This window comes from Profundibacter sp., assembly GCF_965277155.1.
GTDB lineage: Bacteria > Pseudomonadota > Alphaproteobacteria > Rhodobacterales > Rhodobacteraceae > Profundibacter.
On the sequence record NZ_CBDIBV010000011.1, the window covers coordinates 423,454 to 449,831 of the forward strand.

A 26,378-nucleotide genomic window follows, 5' to 3' on the forward strand; every position below is an offset into this window, starting at 1 on the left:
CGCACCCCTTCAACATCATTTATAGGGAACCTCTAAAAATCCCCCAAAATCCGGCCTGACGGGGTAGAATCGTCATCAGGATGAAAATGATTCGACCGACGGGGTTTTGTCATGGGTCAGATGGGATTTTTTGATCTTTCCAGCCGATACGCGGGACTGGACAAATCTGGTGATCCGCTGGTGTTGCTCAACGACATGGTGCCGTTCGAGGATTACCGGGACGAGCTGAAGGCCATATGGCGCACGCCGCCCGAACAGCGCAAATCCAACGCTGGCCGCCCGCCTTGGGATGAGGTGCTGATATTCAAGACGATGGTTTTGCAGCAGCTCTACAACCTCTCTGACGATCAGATCGAGTATCAGATCCGCGACCGCCTGTCGTTCATGCGGTTTCTCGGCCTTGGCATTGAAGACAGCGTACCTGACGCCAAGACCATCTGGGCCTACCGTGAAAGGCTGGCCGGGGCCGGGAAGATGAAGGAGCTGTTTGACAAGTTCGATGCCTTTCTGCGCGAAAAGGGCTATCTGGCGATGGGCGGGCAGATTGTTGATGCGAGCATCGTTCCGGCGCCGCGCCAGCACAACAAAAGGGACGAGAACGAGAAAATCAAGGCGGGCGAAACGCCTGAAGAGTGGGAGGAAAAACCCCACAAGAAGCGCCAGAAGGACGTGGATGCGCGCTGGACGAAGAAGCACGGCAAGAGCTATTACGGCTACAAGAACCACATCAATGTCGACCGGCGGCACAAATTCATCCGCGCTTATGATGTCACCGATGCCGCCGTGCATGACAGCCAGGCGCTTGCCGGTCTGATTGATGCGAGCAACACCTCATCGGACCTGTGGGCCGACAGCGCCTATCGCTCGCAAAAGATCGAAAGCGAGCTGGAAGAGCGGGGGCTTCACAGCCATATCCATCACAAGGGCAGGCGCGGCAAGCCGCTTGGCGAGCGCCAGCAAAAGGCCAACCGGAGGCGCTCGAAAGTGCGGGTCCGGGTCGAGCATGTATTCGCTTTTCAGGAGCGCTCCATGGGCGGCAAGCTGATCCGCTCCATCGGCCTGAAGCGGGCGCGATTTCGCATCGGGATGATGAACCTGGTCTACAACATGAAGCGCTTCGTCCAGTTCGAATGCGGCCTGGCGGCGCCGGGATAAGGGTTCATGGGGTGAGGTGTGCCTGAAATACCCAAAACCGGCTTGAAACCGGTGAAAATGGGTTTATGATCCGAAGCAATCAGGCGGGACAGGCGAAAAACCGTCCACCCCGCCGCGAAGAAGGCGAAAACGGGAATTTACAGAGGTTCCCTTATGTTACTGTTGTGTGCCAACGCTTGGTTGTCATTGTGGGAGGGCATGGCGGATCGGAGGATCAATCATGTCTACACATAATCTGCCTGTCATCCGTGCACGACACTCTGCATGGAACAAAGGCCGCATCGTCGGTCAAAAACGCCCACTCATGCCAAAGCATATCTGGGCCATTCGAGTACGGCTTGAACTCGCTGAAAAGCATCGTGATCTTGCTCTCTTTAATATGGCCATTGATTGCAAGCTAAGGGGATGTGACTTGGTGAAAATGAAGGTCGTCGACGTCATGGCTTCAGGCCACATCAAGGAACGCGCATCCGTGCTGCAAAGCAAAACGCAAAAGCCTGTGAAATTTGAAATTACAGAAGGGACACGTATTTCTGTCAAGCGCTGGATGAAAGATCCGATAATGGTCGGTTTGAATATCTTTGGCCAGGTCGTTTTTACGCGCGTCTACATATCTCGACCCGCCAATACGCGCGGATCGTTCGGGGATGGGTGACGTCTATTGGCTTGGAGGCAACCGCTTATGGAACCCACACAATGCGTAGGACTAAGGTCACTCAGATCTACAAGAAAACTGGGAATCTGAGAACCGTTCAACTCCTGTTAGGGCACACCAAAATGGACAGCACAGTGCAATATTTGGGGGTTGAGTTGGAAGATGCATTAGAAATTTCAGAAGCTATAGAAATCTAGAGCGCGTGGCCGCCTCTTCGAGGGCGGCCCAAACTCGCCTTTGATCACTTCATTTTATGCTGCAGGGCAGCTTCCATAATGCGGACGTTCAGGTGTGTGCATATCTTATAATCCATGGGTCATACTTCGAGCAACTTACACATCAATCAGGACATTTGACCTTTACTATTAGATCACATGGTCTATATATGAGTGGAGGAGAAAAATCATGCAAATCATCGCGAAAGCTCACGAGCCAACTGAAATTACTGCCGTAGCCCTGAAGGCCTACGCACGTGTTGCAGAGACTTGGGGCCTGAATTTGAAGGAAGCTGCGGCCCTCGCCGACATGTCCGAGAGCACTTGGAAACGGGCAAAAAAACCTGGCTTCACTGGAAATTTGACAAAAGATCAGCTTCTCCGTCTCTCAGCACTTATTGGAATCTACAAGTCCTTAGAGCTTTACTTTTCCGAACCGGTTGCGAGAGCATGGATCGCTCGACAAAATACAGGGCCGCTCTTTAATGGAGCACGGCCTGTCGATACAGCCATTGAAGGTGGTCTCCCGCAAATTATGAATATTCGGACATATCTGGATGCCGTGCGAGGCGGGGCATGAAGACAACGACTATTTCGGATCGTGGTCTGATCCGTCTCCTTTCCGCCACGTATCACAAGCCGCCAGCACTTCGTGGCTTGGTGGACACGGATGAGGAAGCGGAAATCCTCGCTGAGATTGAAGGGCTAACAAGTGCGCGATTAGTAGCCGAACGCGGCAAGAGCCCACAACTCGACCCCCGCGAACTCGCATGGCATCGTCGAAAGGCGGATCTGCGAATTTATGGAAACACGCATGTGAATGCGGCATTTACATACACGCGCGCAGGCGGAAACCGGTTCAACGGTGAAAATCGAGGCGCTTGGTATTGTGCTTGGGATGTGATGGTTTGCGTTGCCGAAGTTGCCTTCCACCGCACCCGTGAACTGGAATACACTGGGAACTTCCAAGACACAGCGCGCTACATCGAAATACACGCCGATTTTATCGGAAGTTTCGATGACATTACGGATGAACCAACGCACAACGCGCTTCATGCGGACCCTGCTGTAGGCTACCTTGAAGGCCAGAACTTTGCTGAAAACCTACGGCGTGCAGGATCACGCGGGCTAATCTATCCTTCCGTCCGAGCACAGGAAGGGAACTGCCTCGCGTGCTTTGATCCGCAGGCGGTCCAGAATGTCCGCCCTGGGGCGTCGTGGGATCTTACGTGGAATGGAACACCTGACTATTCAATCCAGCAAGTTGCTTGACCAGATATGCCAGCCTTATCCCTAATTAGATTGATCGTATCCTGAAATTGCTCAGGAAAGGTACGGCCCAATGCTGCCGTTGATCGGTGTACCTGGAGGCTGTGATGCGGCCCGTAAGAGCAGCCATTCACTCTCACCTCAGAGAAAAGTGCAGATTTATCAAATAAAATCTTCGCGGGCTTCGATAATTGTGACTTCCACATATAAAGCGACTTGGTGCTTATTCTCCTGCCTATCTGCAACTTGCGCAACCGCACCGCGCTTAAACTCGTCCGCAAACCCTATTCCCTTACTCATATCCGCCTCTCCTCTGTTCCAAGGCTGCCAAGCAAAGCGCCTACAAATCTAACAACTGTATTTATTTCACACACCGTAATTGGGTTTTTACTGTGAGCGCGTTTGCAATTGTGAGCAATTTGCGGGCTACTGCAAAGGGGTTATACATTGTGACCCGTTATTGTATTTTTTGATGTCATTGACGCCAGCTGTTTGAACTGAGCACCTTTGTTGCGTTGGAGGTAGTGTCGCGAGTTTGGTGGAAATTCGAGGACGGCGTAATCTCCGGGTGCATCGAAGCCACCCAACCGGCGGCTGGAACCGCCAAGGAGATCACGCCATGACAAAGAATACAGCAACATCGACATCCGCGCTACTGGCCAATGAAGCAGGCTATGACCCGATTGAAGACCGGCTGCGCCAGAACATCCGCGCGACGATCGAGGCGGTTTTCGAAGAGGAGCTGGAGCAGTTTCTGGGCCGTTGCCGGTATGGCCGCAGCGGCGGGGCAAAGGCCGGATACCGCCACGGGCATCGCGAGCGGCAACTGGTCGGAACATTTGGAACCGAAACGGTGCGCGTGCCGCGTGCGCGGATCACAGGCGAGGCCGGCAAGGCCAGAGAATGGCGCTCGAAGGCATTGCCCCGCTACCAGCGGCTGACGAAGAAGGCCGAGGCGCTGATCGCTGCTGTCTACCTTTCGGGCACCAACACACGGCGGGTAAAACGCGCCCTGTTCGGCCTGTTTCAGGGGGCGGTCAGCAAGGATGTGGTGAGCCGCGCCTGGCGCAAGGTGAAGGTGGACTGGCAGGCGTGGTGCGCCCGCAGCCTTGCGGATGAAGACATCGTGCGGCTGATCCTGGACGGCACCGTGATCAAAACGCGGATTGACAGGAAGGCCACCAATATCTCGGTTCTGGCCGCGATTGGCGTGCGCCGGGATGGGCAGAAGGTCTTGTTATCACTGATGAACATGGGCGGCGAAAGCACCTCCGCCTGGCGTCAGTTCATCAACGATCTGGATGCGCGCGGGTTGAAACGGCCCGAATTTGTCATCGTGGACGGGGCACCGGGACTTGAGGTCGCTCTCATTGCCCTCTGGGGTGAAGATCTGCCGATCCAGAGGTGCACGGTGCACAAGCACCGCAACCTTCTGGCCAAGGCACCCAAGCGTATGCATGATGAGTTGACAGAAGATTACCGCGACATGATCTACGCCAAAACACCCGAGGAAATCGCCACCCGCCGCAAGGCATTTCTGCGAAAATGGCGGCTGAAATGCAAGGCCGTCGCTGACAGCTTGGAAGAAGCAGGAGATAAGCTTTTCACCTTCACGCGTCTGCCACAAGGCCAGTGGAAATCGGCCAGAACGACAAATGCGATCGAACGCCTGAACGAGGAATTCCGCCGCCGCATCAAGACCCAGACCGTGCTGCCATGCGCCGAGACCGTGCCGATGCTGCTTTGGGCTCTGATGGCCTCGGGGCAGATCGTCATGCGAAAGGTCGATGGCTGGGAAACGCTCGCTCAGCCCGTCGCCGACGCAACCCTTGACCAAGCCGCCTGACCGGCGCATAACTCAACCCGCTCGGAGGTGCCTGAAATCAATTTCCACCACTTTCGAGACACAACCGCGTTGGAGCCTTGACTAGCCCATACCTATCACTGCAATGTACAGCACCCATTTAACGCCTGCATTGAACCGCTCATCGGAGCGTTAAGAAGGATTTTCCACGGATAAGTAATATCCGACATACCGTCCGAGCATATTTGTGCGGATAGGGTTCCGTTAAGTTGGCCACCGTCAGAAAGCTGAAACGGATAAGGACCCGACGGGGACGGATTGGCAAGCTGCAGAGACGACACCTGAGGCGAGCCGCCCATTGCTGAATAGGTCATTGTCCAGTCCGTCGCGATTTGCAGATTCCAAAATGGTTCGGCACCGTTGCAATTCAGGCCAAGCTGCATTCCGCTAGAGGTCGTTACACCCCCACCTTGCGTCAGATAGCTTGCTTTTACATAGCCAATATTTTGGCCGATCGTTACCTTTGCCCAGCCGTTGTTGATAAATTCCAAAACAGTCACCGCAGCGTTGGGTTGCAGGTTGGTGACAGGTGCCGCCGCCTCGTCTGGCGCATTACGCACCCACAACACATCATTTGCCGCTACATTAATCACGGAAAAGACCGCCGGTAAAACCACATTGCCTTGTGGGGGTGAACTTGGTGGCGGTGTTGATGTGCCGCCTGTACTGGCACCAGTAAGATACGAGTTACGCACCCAGCCCGTTCCCCCATCAGAGAACACGGCACGTGACAATTTCCCGCCTGAACTGATTTCAACAACATTCATCCCGACACCATTGGGTATAACCATAACGCGGCCATAGGAACGGCCCGGCCCCACGCGCACGACCAATCCGCCATCAGGGTCATTCGCCGCAATTCCGGTCACCCGCTGCAGGCCAAGGTTTGATGCTGTACCGTTACCAGAACCAGAATTTGTATTTGTTCTCGACCCTATACTTTTCAAATAGCGTGATGAAACATAGGCAAGCTGCCCTCTCCACGTGATCTGCGCCCATTTACCGGTGCTATCAAATCCGTGGACTTGAACTGTCTCGCCCAGCAAAACATCGCCAATATCGGCAAAGCTGGTGCCGGCACCGGTGCGCACATTCAGGCTGTCTCCGGCAGTGATACCGATAACTTTGTACGGATCAGCGGCATTTGCGGGTGTAAAAGATGCGGCAGACAGGATGGTAGCGGCTAAAATTACGGCTTTTATAGTCATTGCAGTTCTCCCCTTAAGTCATAAAATTCCGGACTGGTTTATACAGTCCGGAAATGTATTATTTTACCCGTTCGTAACAGGATTTTTGCAGCGCTGGCAGGTTTGCACCTTTTTCGATCATGTCCAGCAAATTTCCCGTCTTGCAGCTTTGCATGAATGATCCTTGAAAAGCACCGCCTTCTTTCGCGCCACGCATATCCAGTTTATCAAACCGCCCATGCTTCACCATTTCTTGGATTCGGGCGGCTTCGTCTTTGTTAGGCGCAAGATCGCGTGGCACTTGAATATGAACAAACGGATTTGGACCATTCCCATAGGCACAATCGATCAATCCTCCACCTTGCGAAACACACTCAAGGTATTCTTCCAAACTTACGGCATGGGCCATATTGGGGGCACCACTCATTAAAACGGCGGCAGCAACTGCCCCAGATTTTAATAGATTTTTCATATCGACTACTCAGCTTTTTTAAATCAATGTTTAAATTCGTTTACGTCAGGGCCGCAGCAAAACACTGCGACCCAAAGCAAAATCTATCTACTTGAAGCAACGCTTAATAAGCGCTTCAGGTGTACGCTCTTTGTTTACGACAGCCAGAAGCTTTGGCAAATCACAGACGGATTTTAACTCTGCAAGCTCTTTTGCACCAAACAGTTTCTGCCCTGGTGTCCAATCGCTAGAAATTTTGTTCGCGGTCATCCATAAATCGGCAAAATCTGATTTTCCACCTTCCTGATTCATTACAGGTCCAAATGTATCCTTAAGCCAATCACCAACCCAGTCGCGTGAACTGAATGTATCTCTCAACCAATCATCAATATCCGCATGCGCTGCAGAGAGGTGGTCGCGGAAATTCGGACCAGTTGTTAAGGTGGATCGACTTATGAGAAAGACGATTCAAAATGACGAAACGAAAGAACCATTCTCCCGAATTCAAAGCCCGCGTTGCGCTTGAAGCAATCCGCGAGGAAATGACGATGGCGGAGCTGTCGAAGAAGTATGGTGTGCATCCAACCCAGATTGGCACATGGAAACGAGCAGCGATTGAAAACATGGCCACGGCATTTTCCAGACGGGGCCGTGATCCTGATCGGGTTGATGAAGCCCAGATTGAGAAGCTGCACTCCAAGATTGGTCAGCTGGTCGTGGAACGGGATTTTTTAGCCAACGCCTCGCAACAGTTGCTCGGGAAGCGAGGCAAAAAATGGTGAGCCGTGAGCATGATCTGAGTGTGCGACGACAATGCGGGCTACTTTCTCTGGCGCGCTCGAACCTGTATTACCAGCCAAAAGGCGAAAGTGCTGAAAATTTGCGGTTCATGACAATAATCGACAAGCAATTCTTGCAGACGCCGTGGTATGGATCACGGCAAATGGCCCGGCACATGCAGCGCCAAGGTTACAAGTGTGGTCGCCACAGGGTCCGCCGTTTGATGCGGCTGATGCGGTTGGTTCCGATCTACCAGACGCCCAACACGAGCAAGAAACATCCGCAGCATAAGATCTACCCGTATCTGCTGCGAGACCTGACGATTGATCGTCCAAACCATGTGTGGTGCGTAGATATCACCTACATTCCGATGCAGCGCGGGTTCCTCTATTTGGTCGCGATCATGGACTGGCACAGCCGCAAGGTTTTGAGCTGGAGATTGTCAAACAGCATGGAGGCAGATTTTTGCGTTGAAGCCCTGAAAGAGGCTATGGCCAAATACGGCAAGCCCGATATCATGAACAGCGACCAGGGCAGCCAGTTCACCGGGTTTGAATGGACGCAGGCGCTGAAAGAAGCCGACGTGAAAATCTCGATGGATGGCAAAGGTCGCTGGGTCGATAACCGGATGATCGAGCGGCTTTGGCGATCCTTGAAATACGAATGCATTTACCTCAACGCATTTGAAACGGGTTCGCAGACCCGCGCCGGGATCGGGAAATGGTTGGCTTACTACAACACCGAGCGCCCGCATTCCACCCACGGAATATTGACCCCGGATGAAGCCTATGACAGAAAAACAAAACCAATGAGTTTGGCAGCCTAAATGAAACCCTGATCCATCTTAAACTGGCTGCTGACTGGTCAAAAAAGTGGGACCACCTCTTTACATGCAGTGCTGTTTCTGTAGTCCCGTGTTCAAGAAGGGTGATTTTATAATAGGGTCATGCCTAGCTGAGCGGGTTTTCTCTGAGGTAGCTTAGCAGTATCTTGTACTTGTTCAAGTTGCGATGATTATAGCGCCATTCTGTTTCCTTGAGATGCAAATGGAAGGTGTGTTTGGGAAGGCCCTTGAACTTGGCAAGGCGTAGTTTGGCCAATCCCCAGAAGCCTTCGATGCCGTTGATGTGCACGCGGCCACGCGCGAATTCATCCTTGGAATGGTCGACACGGAAGTGCCCGTATCCCAAATCCACCAAACCGTTATAGCCGCGCCAGCCGTCTGTGTTGATCACGGATGCCGGATCAACCCGACCGCGGATAATCCCTTGCAGGGTTGGCTTTGAGCAGTCCGGTACGATCTCGGTGTAGACCTTTCCGTCACGCTCGAAGACGCCAAACACGGTCGTCTTCCCATAAGCCCCGCGTCCGCGCTTGCCTTTCACACGTCGCGCGCCAAAGAAGCTTTCGTCCACTTCTATGATGCCGAACATCGGACGCTGTGCCTCGCAGGCCAAAAGGATACGCTCGCGCAAAGCGCGGTAAAACCGATTGACGGTATTGCGGTTGAGACCCGAGAGCTGGGTAGCCTGGGTGGCCGTCAGATCAGCGGCAAAATACCGAACAATCTCGCGGATTTTCTTCTCTGAAACGCGGGAACCGTGTGCGTATCTATTCTTCATGCCTTTTCATAGCCTTATGACAATTTATTGTCACTCAGCTAGGCATGACCCTTATAATATTGATAGAATGATAATGCCAAAAAGCTGGACGAGAATCGCATTGGGTGAATACTTTGCGACCACCGGCAATCACTCCGGCAGCTAAGGAACGCACCATCAAGGCATTATAGCTCAGGTTCGGTAGAAATAATAACGGTCCTTGGCAATACCCGCCGGCCCCTCGACTGCCTCGAACCCGACCAAGGGCTGACCAGAAACGATAACCCCGCCGGGCACCATTACACGCGCTATGGCCGGGCTAAGACGAGCGGCTTCTTCGACGTCCTTTTCCTTGACGCCAAACCCGAAATCATAATGCGCCAGCACGATTTTCGCCCCCATCGCGGCCAACTTTTGCAGCATCTCTTCGGCCTCACCTTCCAGAAAATCCTGCGAGGGTGGCACGCAGGACGGATGGCACTGCAATACACGGTCGATCACCCAGATACGCCGGTCCAGTATTTCGCGCAAATGGTCATAGGTGCGCCCGTTGCCCAGCCCCATGTCCAGTGCGTCGCCGTTCATATCCTTGGTCTGTTCGGCGGCCCATTCCAGCCCGTCACGTTGGGCGCTTAAGCGGCGCATCATACTGTCCAGTCGGCTCATGGTTTTCGTCTTTCGTTAAGGGTGGCGGTAAATGTCACGGGGCCGGATGTCAGAACCTCGAGCAGTTGTCGGGTAAACTCCCAGATGTCAGCATCATGCACAAGGTGGTGGGTCAGCAGGCCCAAAGGCTCGTCATTATCGGTCTTGCCCGTGCGGCGATCAACCATCAAAGTGACCAGTTGCGCCACCAAATCCTCGGGCGCAATCAGGGTTTTGCCAGCGCGCCAGTTGATCGGGTCAAGGTGGGTGTTGATCTGTTGCAAACCCTGTGCGGCAAAAGGGGCGTTGCGCGGGGTGTAGGTGGACAGGGTTTTATAGCCCGCCTTTGTCAGCGCAGGGAAATGCATCGGCGCAATGCGGTTCCACGGCGGCACGAACATCCGCTTAAGGCGCGGACCGAACAGGGATTGCAGGCGGGTCAAGCCGTTTTGCACATCCTGCGTCACTTCGGCCAGATCGCGGGTATCGCCGAATTCGGCCTTTTTGGCAGTTTGCGGGGCAAGGTTCTGATGCGCCCAGCCATGCACCACGGGGATCAGGTGATCTGTGTCCGCAACCCGCATCGCCAGCTCTGGCGTGGCGGTTTTCGGGATCACGGCCAGATGCACCGGCACTTGCACGGCTTCGGACAATGCGATCAACCGGTCCAGCGCAGGCGTCGGGGCGATGGCATCATCATCGCGCCACCATATCGGCAGCGTCAAACCCGCCTGACGCCAGTGCGCCAGTTCATCGACAACCGGAGTCCAGTCAATCTTCATGCCCGCCCCTCCGCCATACCACACGCAATCCGCACGCTTTCCTGCGCCCCGTTGAACCGCAGACCCGGTGCCTTTCCACGAGGCAGCCTCAGCAGCGCCTCCACCTCTTGCAACAGGCGTTCTGGCGTCAGATCAGCGGCGCGCAGCATTTGCATTATCGGCAGATGGCTCAGGCTTTCGGCCCGCAGGGTTTGTTCAACCTCGCCGCCCTCGTCGAACGGAATGAACAGCGATGGTGTGCCCGCCTGCAACAGGTCCAGCGCGGTGTTGTAGCCGCACATGCTGACGGAACAGGCGGCGTGGGTCAGCATCTGGCGAAAATCAGGGCGGGCGGGTTCAAGGATGATATTCGACGGAGCCTTTGCCGAAAGCTGCGCAATCACAGCTTGGGCATTGCCCCCGCCAACCAGCACACGCCAGCGCAACGCTGGCGACAACCCAGCGGCAGCAACGGCGGCAGTGAACAAGTGTCGGCCAACTGATCCACCACCGGCGCTGACGATCACCTCGCCCTGTCCCAGTCTGTCGGGGTGCGCACCCGCAGGCGGCGGGGCGACGTAGCCGGTATAAAGCAGTTTTTCCTGCAACGCGGGTGTCACCGGCCAGCTTTGCTCAAGCGGGGTGCTGGTTGGGTCGGAGTGCACCAGAACACCGTCGTAATGCTCCAGAACAATGCTATCGGTTTTCTGTGCTTTTTGCGGGTTTGAGGGCGGCGCAAGGATGTCACGGACCGAGGCCAGAATAACAGAGCGAGGGGTTTGCGCCCGTGCGGCCCCGATCAGCGCCATGAATTCGCCGCGCAACACACGGCGGCCAAAGGGGAACAGTTCGGTGATCACAATATCGGGGCGCGTATCGGTGACGGCCTGTGCCAGCTCGGTTTCGCGAGTGGCCAGATAGGCCGCATCGGCCACGTCCCCCTCGACGGTCAGCAGACGGGTAAAATTGATGCCGTCCGAACGCAGCGGCGGCAGTTGGCGCAATGCAATCCCGTCTGTATCGAACTGCGCCACCGGCAGACCGCCAGACAGAACCGTCACCGCATGACCATCCGCCACAAGGTTGTGTCTCGAAAGTGGTGGAAATTGATTTCAGGCACCTCCGAGCGGGTTGAGTTATGCGCCGGTCAGGCGGCTTGGTCAAGGGTTGCGTCGGCGACGGGCTGAGCGAGCGTTTCCCAGCCATCGACCTTTCGCATGACGATCTGCCCCGAGGCCATCAGAGCCCAAAGCAGCATCGGCACGGTCTCGGCGCATGGCAGCACGGTCTGGGTCTTGATGCGGCGGCGGAATTCCTCGTTCAGGCGTTCGATCGCATTTGTCGTTCTGGCCGATTTCCACTGGCCTTGTGGCAGACGCGTGAAGGTGAAAAGCTTATCTCCTGCTTCTTCCAAGCTGTCAGCGACGGCCTTGCATTTCAGCCGCCATTTTCGCAGAAATGCCTTGCGGCGGGTGGCGATTTCCTCGGGTGTTTTGGCGTAGATCATGTCGCGGTAATCTTCTGTCAACTCATCATGCATACGCTTGGGTGCCTTGGCCAGAAGGTTGCGGTGCTTGTGCACCGTGCACCTCTGGATCGGCAGATCTTCACCCCAGAGGGCAATGAGAGCGACCTCAAGTCCCGGTGCCCCGTCCACGATGACAAATTCGGGCCGTTTCAACCCGCGCGCATCCAGATCGTTGATGAACTGACGCCAGGCGGAGGTGCTTTCGCCGCCCATGTTCATCAGTGATAACAAGACCTTCTGCCCATCCCGGCGCACGCCAATCGCGGCCAGAACCGAGATATTGGTGGCCTTCCTGTCAATCCGCGTTTTGATCACGGTGCCGTCCAGGATCAGCCGCACGATGTCTTCATCCGCAAGGCTGCGGGCGCACCACGCCTGCCAGTCCACCTTCACCTTGCGCCAGGCGCGGCTCACCACATCCTTGCTGACCGCCCCCTGAAACAGGCCGAACAGGGCGCGTTTTACCCGCCGTGTGTTGGTGCCCGAAAGGTAGACAGCAGCGATCAGCGCCTCGGCCTTCTTCGTCAGCCGCTGGTAGCGGGGCAAAGAGGTGGTCGCGGAAATTCGGACCAGTTGTTAAGGTGGATCGACTTATGGGAACCTCTGTAAATTCCCGTTTTCGCCTTCTTCGCGGCGGGGTGGACGGTTTTTCGCCTGTCCCGCCTGATTGCTTCGGATCATAAACCCATTTTCACCGGTTTCAAGCCGGTTTTGGGTATTTCAGGCACACCTCACCCCATGAACCCTTATCCCGGCGCCGCCAGGCCGCATTCGAACTGGACGAAGCGCTTCATGTTGTAGACCAGGTTCATCATCCCGATGCGAAATCGCGCCCGCTTCAGGCCGATGGAGCGGATCAGCTTGCCGCCCATGGAGCGCTCCTGAAAAGCGAATACATGCTCGACCCGGACCCGCACTTTCGAGCGCCTCCGGTTGGCCTTTTGCTGGCGCTCGCCAAGCGGCTTGCCGCGCCTGCCCTTATGATGGATATGGCTGTGAAGCCCCCGCTCTTCCAGCTCGCTTTCGATCTTTTGCGAGCGATAGGCGCTGTCGGCCCACAGGTCCGATGAGGTGTTGCTCGCATCAATCAGACCGGCAAGCGCCTGGCTGTCATGCACGGCGGCATCGGTGACATCATAAGCGCGGATGAATTTGTGCCGCCGGTCGACATTGATGTGGTTCTTGTAGCCGTAATAGCTCTTGCCGTGCTTCTTCGTCCAGCGCGCATCCACGTCCTTCTGGCGCTTCTTGTGGGGTTTTTCCTCCCACTCTTCAGGCGTTTCGCCCGCCTTGATTTTCTCGTTCTCGTCCCTTTTGTTGTGCTGGCGCGGCGCCGGAACGATGCTCGCATCAACAATCTGCCCGCCCATCGCCAGATAGCCCTTTTCGCGCAGAAAGGCATCGAACTTGTCAAACAGCTCCTTCATCTTCCCGGCCCCGGCCAGCCTTTCACGGTAGGCCCAGATGGTCTTGGCGTCAGGTACGCTGTCTTCAATGCCAAGGCCGAGAAACCGCATGAACGACAGGCGGTCGCGGATCTGATACTCGATCTGATCGTCAGAGAGGTTGTAGAGCTGCTGCAAAACCATCGTCTTGAATATCAGCACCTCATCCCAAGGCGGGCGGCCAGCGTTGGATTTGCGCTGTTCGGGCGGCGTGCGCCATATGGCCTTCAGCTCGTCCCGGTAATCCTCGAACGGCACCATGTCGTTGAGCAACACCAGCGGATCACCAGATTTGTCCAGTCCCGCGTATCGGCTGGAAAGATCAAAAAATCCCATCTGACCCATGACAAAACCCCGTCGGTCGAATCATTTTCATCCTGATGACGATTCTACCCCGTCAGGCCGGATTTTGGGGGATTTTTAGAGGTTCCCTTATGAGAAAGACGATTCAAAATGACGAAACGAAAGAACCATTCTCCCGAATTCAAAGCCCGCGTTGCGCTTGAAGCAATCCGCGAGGAAATGACGATGGCGGAGCTGTCGAAGAAGTATGGTGTGCATCCAACCCAGATTGGCACATGGAAACGAGCAGCGATTGAAAACATGGCCACGGCATTTTCCAGACGGGGCCGTGATCCTGATCGGGTTGATGAAGCCCAGATTGAGAAGCTGCACTCCAAGATTGGTCAGCTGGTCGTGGAACGGGATTTTTTAGCCAACGCCTCGCAACAGTTGCTCGGGAAGCGAGGCAAAAAATGGTGAGCCGTGAGCATGATCTGAGTGTGCGACGACAATGCGGGCTACTTTCTCTGGCGCGCTCGAACCTGTATTACCAGCCAAAAGGCGAAAGTGCTGAAAATTTGCGGTTCATGACAATAATCGACAAGCAATTCTTGCAGACGCCGTGGTATGGATCACGGCAAATGGCCCGGCACATGCAGCGCCAAGGTTACAAGTGTGGTCGCCACAGGGTCCGCCGTTTGATGCGGCTGATGCGGTTGGTTCCGATCTACCAGACGCCCAACACGAGCAAGAAACATCCGCAGCATAAGATCTACCCGTATCTGCTGCGAGACCTGACGATTGATCGTCCAAACCATGTGTGGTGCGTAGATATCACCTACATTCCGATGCAGCGCGGGTTCCTCTATTTGGTCGCGATCATGGACTGGCACAGCCGCAAGATTTTGAGCTGGAGATTGTCAAACAGCATGGAGGCAGATTTTTGCGTTGAAGCCCTGAAAGAGGCTATGGCCAAATACGGCAAGCCCGATATCATGAACAGCGACCAGGGCAGCCAGTTCACCGGGTTTGAATGGACGCAGGCGCTGAAAGAAGCCGACGTGAAAATCTCGATGGATGGCAAAGGTCGCTGGGTCGATAACCGGATGATCGAGCGGCTTTGGCGATCCTTGAAATACGAATGCATTTACCTCAACGCATTTGAAACGGGTTCGCAGACCCGCGCCGGGATCGGGAAATGGTTGGCTTACTACAACACCGAGCGCCCGCATTCCACCCACGGAATATTGACCCCGGATGAAGCCTATGACAGAAAAACAAAACCAATGAGTTTGGCAGCCTAAATGAAACCCTGATCCATCTTAAACTGGCTGCTGACTGGTCAAAAAAGTGGGACCACCTCTCAATGCCTTCGAGCGCCATTCTCTGGCCTTGCCGGCCTCGCCTGTGATCCGCGCACGCGGCACGCGCACCGTTTCGGTTCCAAATGTTCCGACCAGTTGCCGCTCGCGATGCCCGTGGCGGTATCCGGCCTTTGCCCCGCCGCTGCGGCCATACCGGCAACGGCCCAGAAACTGCTCCAGCTCCTCTTCGAAAACCGCCTCGATCGTCGCGCGGATGTTCTGGCGCAGCCGGTCTTCAATCGGGTCATAGCCTGCTTCATTGGCCAGTAGCGCGGATGTCGATGTTGCTGTATTCTTTGTCATGGCGTGATCTCCTTGGCGGTTCCAGCCGCCGGTTGGGTGGCTTCGATGCACCCGGAGATTACGCCGTCCTCGAATTTCCACCAAACTCGCGACACTACCCAGGAACTGACCCATGGCGGGCTGTCCAAGAAAAGCCGCCAGATGCTGAAGGCACTGTCCGCCGAGATGCACGGCAAGCGGCTGGGCGGCCAGCCCAAAATGCTGGACGATCGCAAACCCATCCCCGGCACCCGCCTGATCCGTGAATGGCAGGGCGTCACTCATGTGGTCACCGTTCAGCCCGACGGCTTCGATTATGGCTGCCAGCGCTACAAATCGCTTTCCAAGGTGGCCAACACCATCACCGGCAAGCACTGGAACGGGTTCGCATTTTTCGGCCTTGGTCGTGCGCGGAAAGGCGGTGCCTGATGGATGGATCATTGCAAGCCACCCGCAAACTGCGCTGCGCCATTTACACCCGCAAATCCACCGAGGACGGGCTGGAGCAGGAATTCAACACGCTGCATGCCCAACGCGAGGCCTGCGAGGCCTATATCACCAGCCAGCGGTCCGAAGGCTGGGTCGCGGTGCGCGAACATTACGACGATGGCGGGTTCTCCGGCGGCACGCTGGAGCGCCCCGCGCTGCGCCAGATGTTGGCCGACATCGAGGACGGGCTGGTCGATGTGATCGTGGTCTACAAGATCGACCGACTCAGCCGCTCGCTAATGGATTTCGCCAGGCTGGTGGAGATTTTCGACCGCAATCAGGTGACATTCGTCTCGGTCACGCAATCCTTCAACACCACCACGTCGATGGGGCGGCTGACGCTCAATATCCTGCTGAGCTTTGCCCAGTTCGAGCGTGAGGTCACCGGCGAGCGCATCCGCGATAAGATTGCCGCCTCGCGCCGGAAGGGCATGTGGATGGGTGGCAGCGTGCCGTTCGGCTATGTGCTCCAGGACCGGAAATTGGTGCCCCATGATATTGAGGCCCCGATCGTGAAGGCAGCGTTCGAGCGCTATATCGACCTTGGCTCCAGCACCTTGCTGGCGCGGGAACTGCAGGCCAAGGGCGTGACCACCAAGGCGGGCAATCCACCGAATTCCCAATTCGTCATCCGCATGCTGCAAAATCCGGTCTATGCGGGCATGGCGCGCCACAAGGAAAAGAGCTTTCAGGGCGAGCATGAGGCCATCGTCGATCAGGCCACATGGGACCGCGTGCAGGAGCGGCTCAAAGCTAACGGTCGCAAGCACCGGCGCGGGCGGCGGCCGAAAAACCCCGCCTATCTGCGCGGGTTGATTTTCCATGAGAACGGCGCAGCCATGACCCCGCATCACACCGGCAAGAAGAACAAGGAATACTGCTATTACGTTTCGACCGACTATCTGAAAATCCGCCACACCGAGCCCTCCGCCGCACCGCAACGCCTCGCCGCCGGCATGGTCGAAGGCGCGGTGGTGCGCGAATTGCGCCGTGTATTGCGTTCCCCCGAAATTGCCGCGCGCACGGCGGCGGAACTGTGCAGCAACGCTGAAACCAGCGAGGTTGCCGCTGCACTACAGGATTTCGACAGCCTCTGGGCCCAGCTTTTCCACAATGAGCGCGCCCGCATCGTCCAACTACTGGTGCAGCGCGTGACCGTCACCGGCGAGGGATTGGCGATCGACCTGCGGGCCGACGGGCTGAAGGGGTTGGCAACCGAATTGATGACTGGGCAGGAGGCAAGCATATGAACACCCCCGACACCATCCGCATATTCGTGCCGCTGGAATACCGCCGCCGCAACGGTCGCACCCAGATCCTGCCGCCCGAGAACCGGCTCGATGCCGAAGACCGCCAACAGGACCCCCACATCCTGCGCGCCCTGGCCCGCGCATGGGAATGGCGGCGGAAACTGGGGAGGCGAACACGATCAGCGATCTCGCGGCCGATGCAGAGCTGGCTGATCGGCATGTCAGTCGCCAAATCCGCCTCGCCTACCTTGCGCCCGCAGTCATCGAGCGCATGATCGTGGAACAGGAAATTCCGGCCGTCAGGATCATTGATCTGATCGATGCCGTATCATTGCCTTGGGCCGAGCAAGAGGCCGCGGTGTTTGAAACTGGATGATATTCAATCCCCGTGGCGCTTGATCTTTTCCAATGTCAGCCGATCATCCCCGTCCATACCATATGACATAAGCGGACCATCTTTGCCGGCGGAATAATCAAGACACAGAGCGTTCGGGGCTTGCAACACCGGCTGCCCGGTCAGCCAGTAATGGCCGAAGAACACCGGCTTGGCCGTTTCGGGGTAGACCATTGCCGATACATCCGCAGGCAGCCCACCCTTGGGTAAATCATCCGGTTCGGGCACTGACATGGCAATGTCGGCCCAGCTTTGTCCCTCCCCATTCCACCATTTTACCCGCACCTCGGTGCGCTGGTTGCCATCCTTGTCAGCAAAGCTGTGCCCATTCGGCAAGATAACCTCGGGGCCTTTGGTAATAGTTTCCACGAGATCATTGAGCGGATCGGCCGGATCGGCGGCCATGATGAGTTTTTCTTCCGATAGCACGCCCGAGGCCGTTTCCGTCTCCAGCCGAGCAATAAGCCCCTCGTCCCAGCAGGCATGCACGGCGCGAAACCCGTCAAGTTTCAGATAGAGCGGAAGGCTGCGCATCCAGCCGATGACATCACGCGTGGCGGTGCTTTCCGGCGGGAATTCATCCAGAAAGCTCTGGTGCTGACGCAGGTTTCTAGGGGACCACGGGCGCAAAGGCACGCCGGTTTCGGGATGCTTGGTATGGAAATGGATCGCGTTCAGTTCGTGATTGCCCATCACCGCCAGCGCTGTTCCGGCATCCAGCATCCCGCGCACCAGAGCGATGACATCCTCGTTTCGCGGGCCACGATCGATGAAATCGCCCAGAAAAACGCAAATGCGCCCGGGGTCCGAGTGCCGCCACGCTCCGTTTCGCCTTGCATACCCCAGTGAGGTCAGAGCGTGCTCCAGCTTTTCAAACTGGCCGTGAATGTCGGGAATGATATCGTACAAACTGTCCTCCAATTTCCAGATTGTATCTGGTTATCACAGGAAAAGGCAGCGCCATTCTCGTGGCCCCTGTTCAATGCATCCACCGAAGTCACCCCCGCACTGCCCTGCGGCTTTTCGCGCCAAAACGCCCCCTTCGGGTTTCTCTCGTCGAGTGAGAGGATTTGACATCGTTGCAACCGGTCGGGCACGAAATTCACGAAAAATCCTTGTTTTATTGGAGTTTTCGTGACCGACCTTAAACGCCCCGAAGGTCGGTCGAATAGAGAGAAACGGGGATTAGAGAGCGTAATGAGGTGATCGGGCATTCTCGCGGGTTCGGTCACCAGGCCTAAACCCCTTTGAAACATAAGGAAAATCACCCCCGCGTCGGGGCATATCCGCGTTTTAATGAAGGCAAGTGGCGGAGGGGACGGGACTGGTGTTGAAAGTTCTCCAAACTATGAACCCTCGGACGGCGAATGACTCGCTGCGGCATCTTAGAGCGGCTTGCATCTGATCGGATTCGGGATTCCCTTTTGTCTTGAAGCGTGATTTCCTGTTTCAAACAGACAAGGGCGGTCAGTATGGGCAAACCTCATCCATTGGAGCTTCGGCAGCACGTTGTTGCGCATGTCGAAGCGGGCAACACGCATCATTCGGCGGCGGCGCGGTACGATGTATCGGTTAAATTCGTGAATGACATGGTCAAGCTGAAGCGCGAGACCGGGGCGCTTGCGCCGAAACGGCAGGGCAATCCGGGCATCGGCAAGCTGACACCTCACGAAGGCTGGGTGCGTGCGCAGGTAGAGGCCAAGGGCGAGATCACGCTCGACGAAATGGCGGCACGCCTGCAGGCCGAACGTGGCGTGTCTGTCGATCCCAGCTCGGTCTGGCGGCTCTTCCGGCGGCTCGGCCTGACACACAAAAAAAGACATTCAGGCGCTTGAGCAGAAGCGCACCAAGGTCGCGCGCCAGAGGCACTTCTGGATCGCGCATCGCCAGCCCTTCATGGCGCATATGCTCGAACGCATCGGCTTTCTGGACGAGACCTGGCTCAAAACCAACATGGCCAAGACCACCGGTTGGGCTCCGCGAGGTCAGCGGCTGGTCGATCATGCCCCGTTCGGGCACTGGCGCACGCAGACCTTTGTCGCCGCCCTGCGCCACAACCGGCTGGATGCGCCCTGAGTCATTGATGGCACCATGAACCGCGTGACCTTCGACACCTACGTCGAAACCCAGCTCGCGCCGACCCTGAGCAAGGGCGATGTGATCATTCTGGACAATCTGTCCAGCCACAAAAGCGCCCGCGCTGCCGAGGTGTTGCGTGATGTCGGCGCATGGTTCCTGTTCCTTCCGCCGTATTCGCCCGATCTCAACCCGATCGAGATGGCCTTCTCAAAGCTGAAAGCCCTGATCCGAAAAGCCACCGCGCGAACCTACGAGGACCTTTGGAATGCTGTTGGCCATGTCTGCGACCTCTTCTCGGACGAGGAGTGCTTCAACTTCTTCAAAGCCGCAGGATACGGAACCGATTAAACGCAAAACGCTCTAGCGTTTCTTCCTGTCAGTTTGTTTCAAATGGATAAACCCCGGAGACAGCGGCCTGGCCTAGGGCAAGACCGCCATCATTCAAGGGCACTGCGGACGCACGAATGATGTCGAGCCCCTGCTTTTCCAACTGCGCAACAACTAAGGCCAGAAGATGGGCGTTCTGAAACACGCCACCGCAGAGGGCGATCGTGCCCAGCCCATGTTCGCCCGCCAACCGGGCGGCGGTTTCGGCGACGCCGGCGGCAAGCCCGCGGTGAAACCGTGCCGCGATCACGGCAGCCTGTTCGCCGCGCCGCAGGTCGGCGGCAAGTGCCCGCCACATCGGCGCCCAGTCAAGCACTTTACCCGGACCCACCGGATATCCGCCGCTCTCGGCCGGCACACGTTCGGCCAGCGCCTGAAGACGCATCGCCGCCTGGCCTTCGTAGGTCTGTTCGTCGAAACACAGCCCCAGCGCGGCGGCAACCGCGTCGAACAGGCGCCCTGCCGACGACGCCGGGGGCGCGTTCAGCCCGCGGTCGATCATCTGTTGCATGGGCTTCCAGGGTTTTTCGGAGAGGCGTGCAAGACCGGCACCGTCGCCGTCCGCAATCATGCGGGCGGTTACTTCCGCTCCGAAAGCATGGTTCAGATGCGCCAGAAGATTGCGCCAGGGCTGCCGGCTGGCCGCGTCGCCGCCGGGCATCGGCACGGGCGCGAAGTGGGCCAGACGCGTGAAACCGCGAAAATCGGCGCACAGGAATTCGCCGCCCCAGATCGTGCCGTCCATGCCCCAGCCCAGACCGTCGAGCACCACCCCCAGCACAGGGGCGGCATCTGGCGGCAATCCCGCGCCAGCCATCACGGCGGCGACATGGGCGTGGTGATGCTGGACTTCGACCAAAGCGGCGCCCTCGGCCTCGGCGAGCTCGCGCCCGAGACGGCTGGAGAAATAGCTCGGATGGGGGTCAACGGCGATGCGCGTGGGCCGCGCCCCGAACAGCGCACGCATGAATTCCAGACGGCGCGAGAGGTCGCGGCGCGCGCGCGCGGTACCCATGTCGCCGATATGGGGCGACAGGATCGCCCGTCCCCCGCCCTTCAGGCAAAAGGCGTTCTTGATATCGCCGCCCGTGGCTAGCACCGGCGGCAGGTCGGCAAAGCCTTCGTTCAGGATCAGCGGGGCCGGCGCCAGCCCGCGCCCGTGGCGCATGACCTGACGGCCCAGCGCCGTCATCTGCACCACGCTGTCGTCCACCCGGTGGACAACTTCGCGATCATGGCCAAGGAAGGCATCGGCCACCGCGCCCAGCAGGGCGCGCGCCTCGTCGTCGTCGGTGATTTGCGGATCGCCTGAGGCATTGCCCGAGGTCAGCACGATCGGGCCGCGCATGCGCGCCATCACGAGGTGATGCAGAGGCGTGGCCGGCAGCATGAAGCCCAGCCGGTTCATCCCCGGCGCCACCGCGTCGGGCAGGCCCGCGCCGTCTTTGCGGTGCACCAGCAGCACGATCGGTGCGGCGGGGCCGGAAAGCTCGTCGGCCTCTGCATCGCTCACCTGGCAGAAGCGGCGGACCTCGTCGAGGCTATGCGCCATCAGCGCCAGCGGCTTTAGCGGGCGGTGCTTCAGCGCGCGCAGCCGCGCCACTGCCGCCCCATCGGTAGCATCCACCGCCAGTTGCCAGCCGCCCAGCCCCTTGATCGCCACGATCCGGCCGCGCGCGAGCAACTGCACGGCGGTGGCGACGGGATCGCCCGGCAAGGCCTCACCATCGGCGCTGCGCAGCCTTAAGCGCGGCCCGCAGGCGGGGCAGGCATTGGGTTGGGCGTGAAAGCGGCGGTCGGCGGGATCCTCGTATTCGGCGCGGCAGGCGGGGCACATCCCGAAGGCCGCCATCGAGGTATTGGCCCGGTCATAGGGCACCGCGCGGGTGATCGAAAGCCGCGGGCCGCAATTGGTGCAGTTGGTGAAGGCATAGCCGAAGCGGCGGTTGGCCGGGTCGGCGATCTCGGCCAGGCAGTCGGGACAGGTGGCGGCATCGGGGGTGACGGCGGCGCGCGGCGCGCCGGTGCGGCTGGCGACGATCTTGAAGCCCGTGCCGCCGAGTGGCGCGCAGGGCACGATCTCGATTGCGTCGATGCGCGAAAGCGGCGGGGCCTTGAGCCGGATTGCCTTGGCAAGCGCCTCGGCCTCACCCGGCGTCGCCGCAAGGCGGATCAGCACGCCCTCGGCATCGTTCAGCACCTCGCCGACAAGCCCCGCCGCCTGTGCCAGGCGCCAGACATGCGGGCGAAACCCCACCCCCTGCACCAGCCCGCGGATGCGCAACTGCCAGCCCTGCGCGCCCTTCTCCACCGTCATCAGTGTACCGTGCAAACCATGCACGGATCGAACGAGCGCACCACATGCTGCACCATGACCGGCACATCCTCGCCCGCCGCCACGGGCAGGCCGACCAGCGCCTGTTCCAGCGGACCCGGCGTGCCCGAGGCATCGCGGGGTGAAAAGTTCCAGGTGGTGGGGGCGATGATCTGGTAGTTGGCGATGCGCCCGCCTTCCACCCGCAGCCAGTGGCCGAGCGCGCCGCGCGCCGCCTCGGTCAGCCCCGCCCCCCGCGCCGCGGGCGGTGTCTCGCCATGGGCGATGAAGGGCTCCTCTGGGCGGATCGCATGCAGCCAGCGTTCCATCTCCGGCAGGACACGCGCGATCTCGACCATCCGCGCCACGATGCGCGCCTCGGCATTGCCGCCCTTTTGCGTCAGGCTGCAAAGCAGGGGATTCCCGGCCACCACCAGGCGGGCGAGCGCCCCGGTTTCGGCGGGCGCACCGTCCAGGCGTGGGGCCTTGCACCAGCTGTAGCCCGTGCGCATCTCCGGGTCGGGTTCGGTGCGCCCGTCTATCGGATGGCGCGCCGGGCCGTCATCGGCCAACCAAGCGTGGCTCACATCCTCGGTTATGCGGGCCGTGTCCAGCGCGGCACTGTCATTGCAGTTCACCCTGCCGGGGGCGAAAAGGCAAGTGTCGTCCCGCGGATAGGCGCCAAAGCTCAGGTAATGATCGTTGCCGCGCCCCAACCGGTTCAGCCCCAGATCGCGGCTGGCCCTCAGAAACAGCGAAAGATCGGCCCGCGGACGGGCCTCGGCCCAGGCAAGCAGCGCGTCCTCGTCCGTGAGGGCGGCAAAGGCATCGAGCGGGCCGCCGAAAAGCGCAGCCTCCAGATAACGGCGGAAACCCGCAAGAACGCCCGAAAGGCGGCGCAGCTCGTTTGCCGTTACCACTCGCGCCGCGCCGCCGGGCTGGAGCGTCATCGTGTGCGGCCACTTGCCCGCCAAGATGCCAACCACATGCAGGAACTCAGCCCGTGGGGCCAGCATCGCCCGTCTGCTGCCACCCGAACCGTTGCCGAAACGCGCTTGCATCTCGTCAAACCAGAGTCGCGCCACATAGGCCGGACGGGCGAAATCGGGCATGAAGAACAGATGGAAATGGGTCAGGTGATCGGCTATGTTTTCCGTCGCGTGCACGATATTCGTGACCAGCTGTCCGTTCGGCATCGGCACCAGCCCCTGCGCCGCGGCGATAGCGCGCGTGGCGGCCACCGACTGGCTGACGCTGCAGATGCCACAGATGTGTCAATGAGCATTTAAAACTGACCCGGTTTCGGCATTTAAATTTGCCCCCCCCTTTGTGGCGCAAAGCCCCCAGTCGGGCCGCCTTCATGTAGCGAGTCCGTCTGGGGGCTTTGCTTGCGGAACGGCTAGTTTTTTCTACGGCGTTTACTCTGGGCGAACCGGTATGAGGTATTGCCGGTTTCGATGATGTTGCAGTGATGAGTGACGCGATCCAGAAGGGCGGTTGTCATCTTGGCATCCCCGAAGACCGAGACCCATTCACCGAACTCAAGGTTGGTTGTGATGATGATGCTGGTCTTCTCGTAGAGCTTGCTGATCAGATGGAAGAGCAACGCGCCACCGGATTTGGGAAACGGGATGTAGCCCAGCTCGTCGATGATGACGCAGTCCAAAGCCGAGAGCTGCCGGATGATCTTCCCTGCATTGCCGTCGGCCTGTTCCTTGATCAGGGCGTTGATCAGATCGACGGCGTTGAAGAAGCGCGCCTTCTTGCCGTTGTTGATCAGCGTCGTTCCCAGCGCGATGGCGATGTGGGTTTTGCCCGTGCCGGTTCCGCCCACCAGGATGAGGTTATGGGCCTCCTCTGTGAACTGGCCGGTGCAGAATGGTTCGATCTGGGCCTGGGTGAGGGCGGCGGCGCTGTAATCGAAGGTGGCGAAGTCCTTGTGATGGGGGAACTTCGCAACCCTCATTTGATACTGGATGGAGCGCACCCGGCGCTCTACAGTCTCGGCGTCGATCAGTTGCCTTATCGCTGTGGTCAGACTTGGCGGCTTGCGCGCGGACAGCAGATCATGGGCGCAAGCTGCCATTCCATGCAACCTGAGGGCTGTCAGTTGGTCGATCAAGGCATTCATACGGCAACCTCCTCAGCCGAGCACAGGGTCTCATAGCGTTTGCAATCGGCTTCGGGCCGCAAGGTCAGCTGCGGATAAGCGCAGGCATCGCTGAGCGGTGTGATGACCGGTTCCACCAACTGGTTGATCAGATTGATGATGGCGGGCAGCCGCAGGGTGTTTTGTGCCACCGCCAGATTGCAGGCCGTCTCGACCACCTCGATCCCGTGATCCTGTGCCAGCAGGAGCAGGTCGACGAACTCCCGATCCCCGCCTTTACCAGCCATGTAATGTTCCCTGATCCGATGCATGGCCTCGGGCAGTTCCCAGCCCACAAAGGGGGCGCCATTGCGCAGGGCACCAGGCTTGCGGTCCAGCAGGGGAACGTAATGCCAGGGCTCGAAATAGCTGATATTGCGGGTAAAATGACGCCTGTGCTCGGCAATCACATCCTGACCGGAGACCACCACGATCCGGCCGGCATAGGCGCGTAGCGACACATGATGCCCGGCAAAGCGGGAGGGCACGCTGTAGCGATTGCTGGCATATTGAACCAGGCAGGTGGAGCGGACACGGACGGTCTTTTCCACGTAGCCGTCGAAGGCCCGACCCAGGGGGCGCAGTTCGGCGCGCTCGTCTTCGAACACTTCGGTAATCGTGCGATCCTGCTGCTCGGGATGGGGACGCTCTGCCAGATCTTCGCAACGCAGACGCAGCCACGCGTTCAGCGCCTCGAGATCATCAAAGGCCGGTTCGGGAACGAACAACCGGCCCCGCAAGAACTGGACCTGGTTCTCGACCTGTCCCTTCTCCCAGCCCGCAGCGGGCGTGCAGGCCACCGGCTCCATCACATAGTGGTTCATCAAGGCCAGGAACCGGGGATGGAATATCCGCTCCTTCGAGCGCGAAACGTAGGTCACCATGGTCTTGGGGTTGTCGATGATCACCCTGCGCGGAACGCCTCCGTAAAAGGACAGCGCCTGCACGAAAGCATCCAGCACCATCTCCTGGGCTTCACCGGGATAGGCAATCACGAAAGGCTTGCGGCTGTGACACAGGCGGAAATGAGCGACCTTCACCTTCTGCTCGACACCACCCAGTACGACCCGTTCTTCGCTCCAGTCAAATTGCAGCGCGTCACCCGCCGCAAAATGCAGCGGGATAAACGCATCTCCCGAACAGGCCCCGGCGCGCTTCAACTCACGAACAAAACGCTGAACCGGCGAATAGGACCCGGTATAGCCCTCTGCCACAAGCTGCTCGTATAGCTTCTGGGCCGTCCGCCGCTCCCGGCGTGGTCGCCTCGAGTCCTGATCAAACAGTTCCTGCAGCCGAAGATCAAACCCATTGCACAGTTTGTGCCGAACTGGCGGCGCATGGCGCTGGTAGCTCGGCGGATTCTCGTCCTTCAAATACTTCTTGATCGTGTTCCGCGACAGTCCCGTCGCCCGCGCCACAGACCGGATGCTGCGCCCTTCAACCAGCACCCAGCGCCGGATCTTCGATACGCTTTCCATCAATATCACCTGCTCTTTCCTCCGCACAATTTTGCGCGGATGTTAACGAAACAGGTGGGTCAATTTTACTCGCTCATAACCCACCCAAGTGGGTCAGTTTTGCACGCCGATTCACACCACAGATGCGCGGAGCGATCACCAACGCGTCGCGCACATCCTTGCCGCGCAGCATGTTCTCGAAGCCGCGATAAAGCGGCGAGACCACCTCGGCCCTGGCCACCGCGCCGCCGGCCACCTCCAGCCGCACCTCCAGATCGCCTTCGACCCGGTTGAATGGTCCTACGATCAGCCGGCTCATGGCCCCCTCCCCTTGCGCTGGGGGTATACGCGCACCCGGTCAGAGGTGGCGTTTTT

26 protein-coding genes and 4 pseudogenes are annotated in these 26,378 nt (G+C 58.3%); 13 read left to right on the forward strand and 17 right to left on the reverse strand.

Annotated elements, in window-relative coordinates; all coding sequences use genetic code 11:
- Window positions 1-111 precede the first annotated feature (111 nt).
- From ACQY4M_RS14700 to ACQY4M_RS14715, 4 genes and pseudogenes are all read left to right on the forward strand, one after another.
- Window positions 112-1,155: an IS5 family transposase gene (locus ACQY4M_RS14700; protein WP_428539227.1), complete on the forward strand. Its 1,044-nt coding sequence runs from the start codon at window positions 112-114 to the stop codon at window positions 1,153-1,155.
- Between the two features lie 220 nt (window positions 1,156-1,375).
- Window positions 1,376-2,007 (forward strand): annotated as a pseudogene (locus tag ACQY4M_RS14705) (tyrosine-type recombinase/integrase).
- Window positions 2,008-2,215: 208 nt separating this feature from the next.
- Complete coding sequence (locus tag ACQY4M_RS14710) at window positions 2,216-2,605, forward strand: antitoxin Xre-like helix-turn-helix domain-containing protein (protein ID WP_428545574.1); 390 nt, start codon at window positions 2,216-2,218, stop codon at window positions 2,603-2,605.
- Entirely contained in the window at window positions 2,602-3,297 is a 696-nt protein-coding gene (locus ACQY4M_RS14715) for an RES family NAD+ phosphorylase (RefSeq protein ID WP_428545577.1), read from the forward strand. Before ACQY4M_RS14710 ends, ACQY4M_RS14715 begins: the two co-directional genes overlap by 4 nt.
- Window positions 3,298-3,456: 159 nt before the next feature.
- On the opposite strand, the gene ACQY4M_RS14720 is transcribed toward ACQY4M_RS14715, so the two are convergent.
- Window positions 3,457-3,594, reverse strand: coding sequence for a hypothetical protein (locus tag ACQY4M_RS14720; RefSeq protein ID WP_428545580.1), 138 nt, complete (start codon window positions 3,592-3,594; stop codon window positions 3,457-3,459).
- Window positions 3,595-3,913: 319 nt separating this feature from the next.
- Here ACQY4M_RS14720 and ACQY4M_RS14725 point away from each other — a divergent pair, with 319 nt between their 5' ends.
- On the forward strand, window positions 3,914-5,140 hold the full coding sequence (locus ACQY4M_RS14725; protein WP_428539582.1) for an IS256 family transposase: 1,227 nt from the start codon (window positions 3,914-3,916) through the stop codon (window positions 5,138-5,140).
- A gap of 95 nt (window positions 5,141-5,235) precedes the next feature.
- On the opposite strand, the gene ACQY4M_RS14730 is transcribed toward ACQY4M_RS14725, so the two are convergent.
- The 3 genes from ACQY4M_RS14730 to ACQY4M_RS14740 form a co-directional block, all read right to left on the reverse strand.
- Window positions 5,236-6,366 carry an SH3 domain-containing protein gene (locus ACQY4M_RS14730; RefSeq protein ID WP_428545583.1) on the reverse strand — a complete coding sequence of 377 codons (1,131 nt, stop codon included), beginning with the start codon at window positions 6,364-6,366 and terminating at the stop codon, window positions 5,236-5,238.
- A gap of 58 nt (window positions 6,367-6,424) precedes the next feature.
- On the reverse strand, window positions 6,425-6,817 hold the full coding sequence (locus tag ACQY4M_RS14735; protein WP_428545586.1) for a hypothetical protein: 393 nt from the start codon (window positions 6,815-6,817) through the stop codon (window positions 6,425-6,427).
- An 87-nt stretch (window positions 6,818-6,904) separates the two neighbouring features.
- Window positions 6,905-7,108, reverse strand: coding sequence for a hypothetical protein (locus ACQY4M_RS14740; protein WP_428545589.1), 204 nt, complete (start codon window positions 7,106-7,108; stop codon window positions 6,905-6,907).
- A 161-nt stretch (window positions 7,109-7,269) separates the two neighbouring features.
- On the opposite strand from ACQY4M_RS14740, the gene ACQY4M_RS14745 reads away from it, so the two are divergent.
- Window positions 7,270-8,402 (forward strand): IS3 family transposase gene (locus ACQY4M_RS14745; RefSeq protein ID WP_428539245.1). Its coding sequence is split into 2 segments (ribosomal slippage): window positions 7,270-7,522 and window positions 7,522-8,402, totalling 1,134 coding nucleotides; the frame shifts between segments, so codons are not numbered across the junction.
- Window positions 8,403-8,526: 124 nt separating this feature from the next.
- Here the strand turns inward: ACQY4M_RS14745 and ACQY4M_RS14750 are convergent.
- The 6 genes and pseudogenes from ACQY4M_RS14750 to ACQY4M_RS14775 all read right to left on the reverse strand — a co-directional run bounded on the left by ACQY4M_RS14750 (window position 8,527) and on the right by ACQY4M_RS14775 (window position 13,901).
- Window positions 8,527-9,198 (reverse strand): IS1595 family transposase, encoded by a 672-nt coding sequence (locus ACQY4M_RS14750; RefSeq protein WP_428539759.1) that lies wholly within the window; start codon window positions 9,196-9,198, stop codon window positions 8,527-8,529.
- A 171-nt stretch (window positions 9,199-9,369) separates the two neighbouring features.
- A complete protein-coding gene (locus ACQY4M_RS14755) occupies window positions 9,370-9,843 on the reverse strand; it encodes a class I SAM-dependent methyltransferase (RefSeq protein WP_428539756.1) in 474 nt (157 codons plus the stop codon).
- The gene (locus tag ACQY4M_RS14760; protein WP_428539753.1) at window positions 9,840-10,604 is read right to left on the reverse strand and encodes a polysaccharide deacetylase family protein; all 765 of its coding nucleotides are present in this window, start codon (window positions 10,602-10,604) and stop codon (window positions 9,840-9,842) included. Before ACQY4M_RS14760 ends, ACQY4M_RS14755 begins: the two co-directional genes overlap by 4 nt.
- Entirely contained in the window at window positions 10,601-11,644 is a 1,044-nt protein-coding gene (locus ACQY4M_RS14765; RefSeq protein WP_428539750.1) for a glycosyltransferase family protein, read from the reverse strand. The genes ACQY4M_RS14760 and ACQY4M_RS14765 overlap by 4 nt, the downstream gene beginning before the upstream one ends.
- An 86-nt stretch (window positions 11,645-11,730) precedes the next feature.
- Window positions 11,731-12,660 (reverse strand): annotated as a pseudogene (locus ACQY4M_RS14770) (IS256 family transposase); the annotation flags it as partial.
- 197 nt (window positions 12,661-12,857) lie between these two features.
- The gene (locus tag ACQY4M_RS14775) at window positions 12,858-13,901 is read right to left on the reverse strand and encodes an IS5 family transposase (protein ID WP_428539227.1); all 1,044 of its coding nucleotides are present in this window, start codon (window positions 13,899-13,901) and stop codon (window positions 12,858-12,860) included.
- Between the two features lie 108 nt (window positions 13,902-14,009).
- Here ACQY4M_RS14775 and ACQY4M_RS14780 point away from each other — a divergent pair.
- A protein-coding gene (locus ACQY4M_RS14780; RefSeq protein WP_428545592.1) for an IS3 family transposase occupies window positions 14,010-15,142 on the forward strand; the annotation gives its coding sequence in 2 pieces (ribosomal slippage) (window positions 14,010-14,262 and window positions 14,262-15,142; 1,134 coding nt in all).
- Between the two features lie 60 nt (window positions 15,143-15,202).
- On the opposite strand, the pseudogene ACQY4M_RS14785 reads toward ACQY4M_RS14780, so the two are convergent.
- A pseudogene (locus ACQY4M_RS14785) lies at window positions 15,203-15,505 on the reverse strand (transposase); the annotation flags it as partial.
- 141 nt (window positions 15,506-15,646) lie between these two features.
- Here ACQY4M_RS14785 and ACQY4M_RS14790 point away from each other — a divergent pair.
- From ACQY4M_RS14790 to ACQY4M_RS14800, 3 genes are all read left to right on the forward strand, one after another.
- Entirely contained in the window at window positions 15,647-15,913 is a 267-nt protein-coding gene (locus tag ACQY4M_RS14790; RefSeq protein ID WP_428545595.1) for a DUF2924 domain-containing protein, read from the forward strand.
- Window positions 15,913-17,223, forward strand: a complete 1,311-nt coding sequence (locus tag ACQY4M_RS14795; RefSeq protein WP_428542728.1) for a recombinase family protein — start codon at window positions 15,913-15,915, stop codon at window positions 17,221-17,223. Before ACQY4M_RS14790 ends, ACQY4M_RS14795 begins: the two co-directional genes overlap by 1 nt.
- A gap of 148 nt (window positions 17,224-17,371) precedes the next feature.
- A complete protein-coding gene (locus ACQY4M_RS14800) occupies window positions 17,372-17,599 on the forward strand; it encodes a hypothetical protein (protein ID WP_428542731.1) in 228 nt (75 codons plus the stop codon).
- A 3-nt stretch (window positions 17,600-17,602) separates the two neighbouring features.
- Here the strand turns inward: ACQY4M_RS14800 and ACQY4M_RS14805 are convergent, their stop codons facing one another.
- On the reverse strand, window positions 17,603-18,526 hold the full coding sequence (locus ACQY4M_RS14805) for a metallophosphoesterase (protein ID WP_428542734.1): 924 nt from the start codon (window positions 18,524-18,526) through the stop codon (window positions 17,603-17,605).
- A gap of 563 nt (window positions 18,527-19,089) precedes the next feature.
- On the opposite strand from ACQY4M_RS14805, the gene ACQY4M_RS14810 reads away from it, so the two are divergent.
- The 3 genes from ACQY4M_RS14810 (at window position 19,090) to ACQY4M_RS14820 (ending at window position 20,044) form a co-directional block, all read left to right on the forward strand.
- Window positions 19,090-19,452 carry a helix-turn-helix domain-containing protein gene (locus ACQY4M_RS14810; protein ID WP_428545598.1) on the forward strand — a complete coding sequence of 121 codons (363 nt, stop codon included), beginning with the start codon at window positions 19,090-19,092 and terminating at the stop codon, window positions 19,450-19,452.
- Between the two features lie 61 nt (window positions 19,453-19,513).
- On the forward strand, window positions 19,514-19,693 hold the full coding sequence (locus tag ACQY4M_RS14815; RefSeq protein ID WP_428545601.1) for a hypothetical protein: 180 nt from the start codon (window positions 19,514-19,516) through the stop codon (window positions 19,691-19,693).
- A gap of 15 nt (window positions 19,694-19,708) precedes the next feature.
- On the forward strand, window positions 19,709-20,044 hold the full coding sequence (locus tag ACQY4M_RS14820) for a transposase (RefSeq protein WP_428545604.1): 336 nt from the start codon (window positions 19,709-19,711) through the stop codon (window positions 20,042-20,044).
- Between the two features lie 28 nt (window positions 20,045-20,072).
- On the opposite strand, the gene hypF is transcribed toward ACQY4M_RS14820, so the two are convergent.
- The 5 genes and pseudogenes from hypF to ACQY4M_RS14845 form a co-directional block, all read right to left on the reverse strand.
- Window positions 20,073-22,400 carry a carbamoyltransferase HypF gene (gene hypF / locus ACQY4M_RS14825; RefSeq protein ID WP_428545607.1) on the reverse strand — a complete coding sequence of 776 codons (2,328 nt, stop codon included), beginning with the start codon at window positions 22,398-22,400 and terminating at the stop codon, window positions 20,073-20,075.
- Window positions 22,400-23,668, reverse strand: coding sequence for a nickel-dependent hydrogenase large subunit (locus ACQY4M_RS14830; protein ID WP_428545658.1), 1,269 nt, complete (start codon window positions 23,666-23,668; stop codon window positions 22,400-22,402). Before ACQY4M_RS14830 ends, hypF begins: the two co-directional genes overlap by 1 nt.
- A 128-nt stretch (window positions 23,669-23,796) precedes the next feature.
- Window positions 23,797-24,528 carry an IS21-like element helper ATPase IstB gene (istB, locus tag ACQY4M_RS14835; RefSeq protein ID WP_428539322.1) on the reverse strand — a complete coding sequence of 244 codons (732 nt, stop codon included), beginning with the start codon at window positions 24,526-24,528 and terminating at the stop codon, window positions 23,797-23,799.
- Entirely contained in the window at window positions 24,525-26,024 is a 1,500-nt protein-coding gene (gene istA / locus ACQY4M_RS14840) for an IS21 family transposase (protein WP_428539289.1), read from the reverse strand. Before istA ends, istB begins: the two co-directional genes overlap by 4 nt.
- Window positions 26,025-26,136: 112 nt before the next feature.
- Window positions 26,137-26,322, reverse strand: a pseudogene (locus ACQY4M_RS14845) (nickel-dependent hydrogenase large subunit); the annotation flags it as partial.
- Window positions 26,323-26,378: the final 56 nt, after the last annotated feature.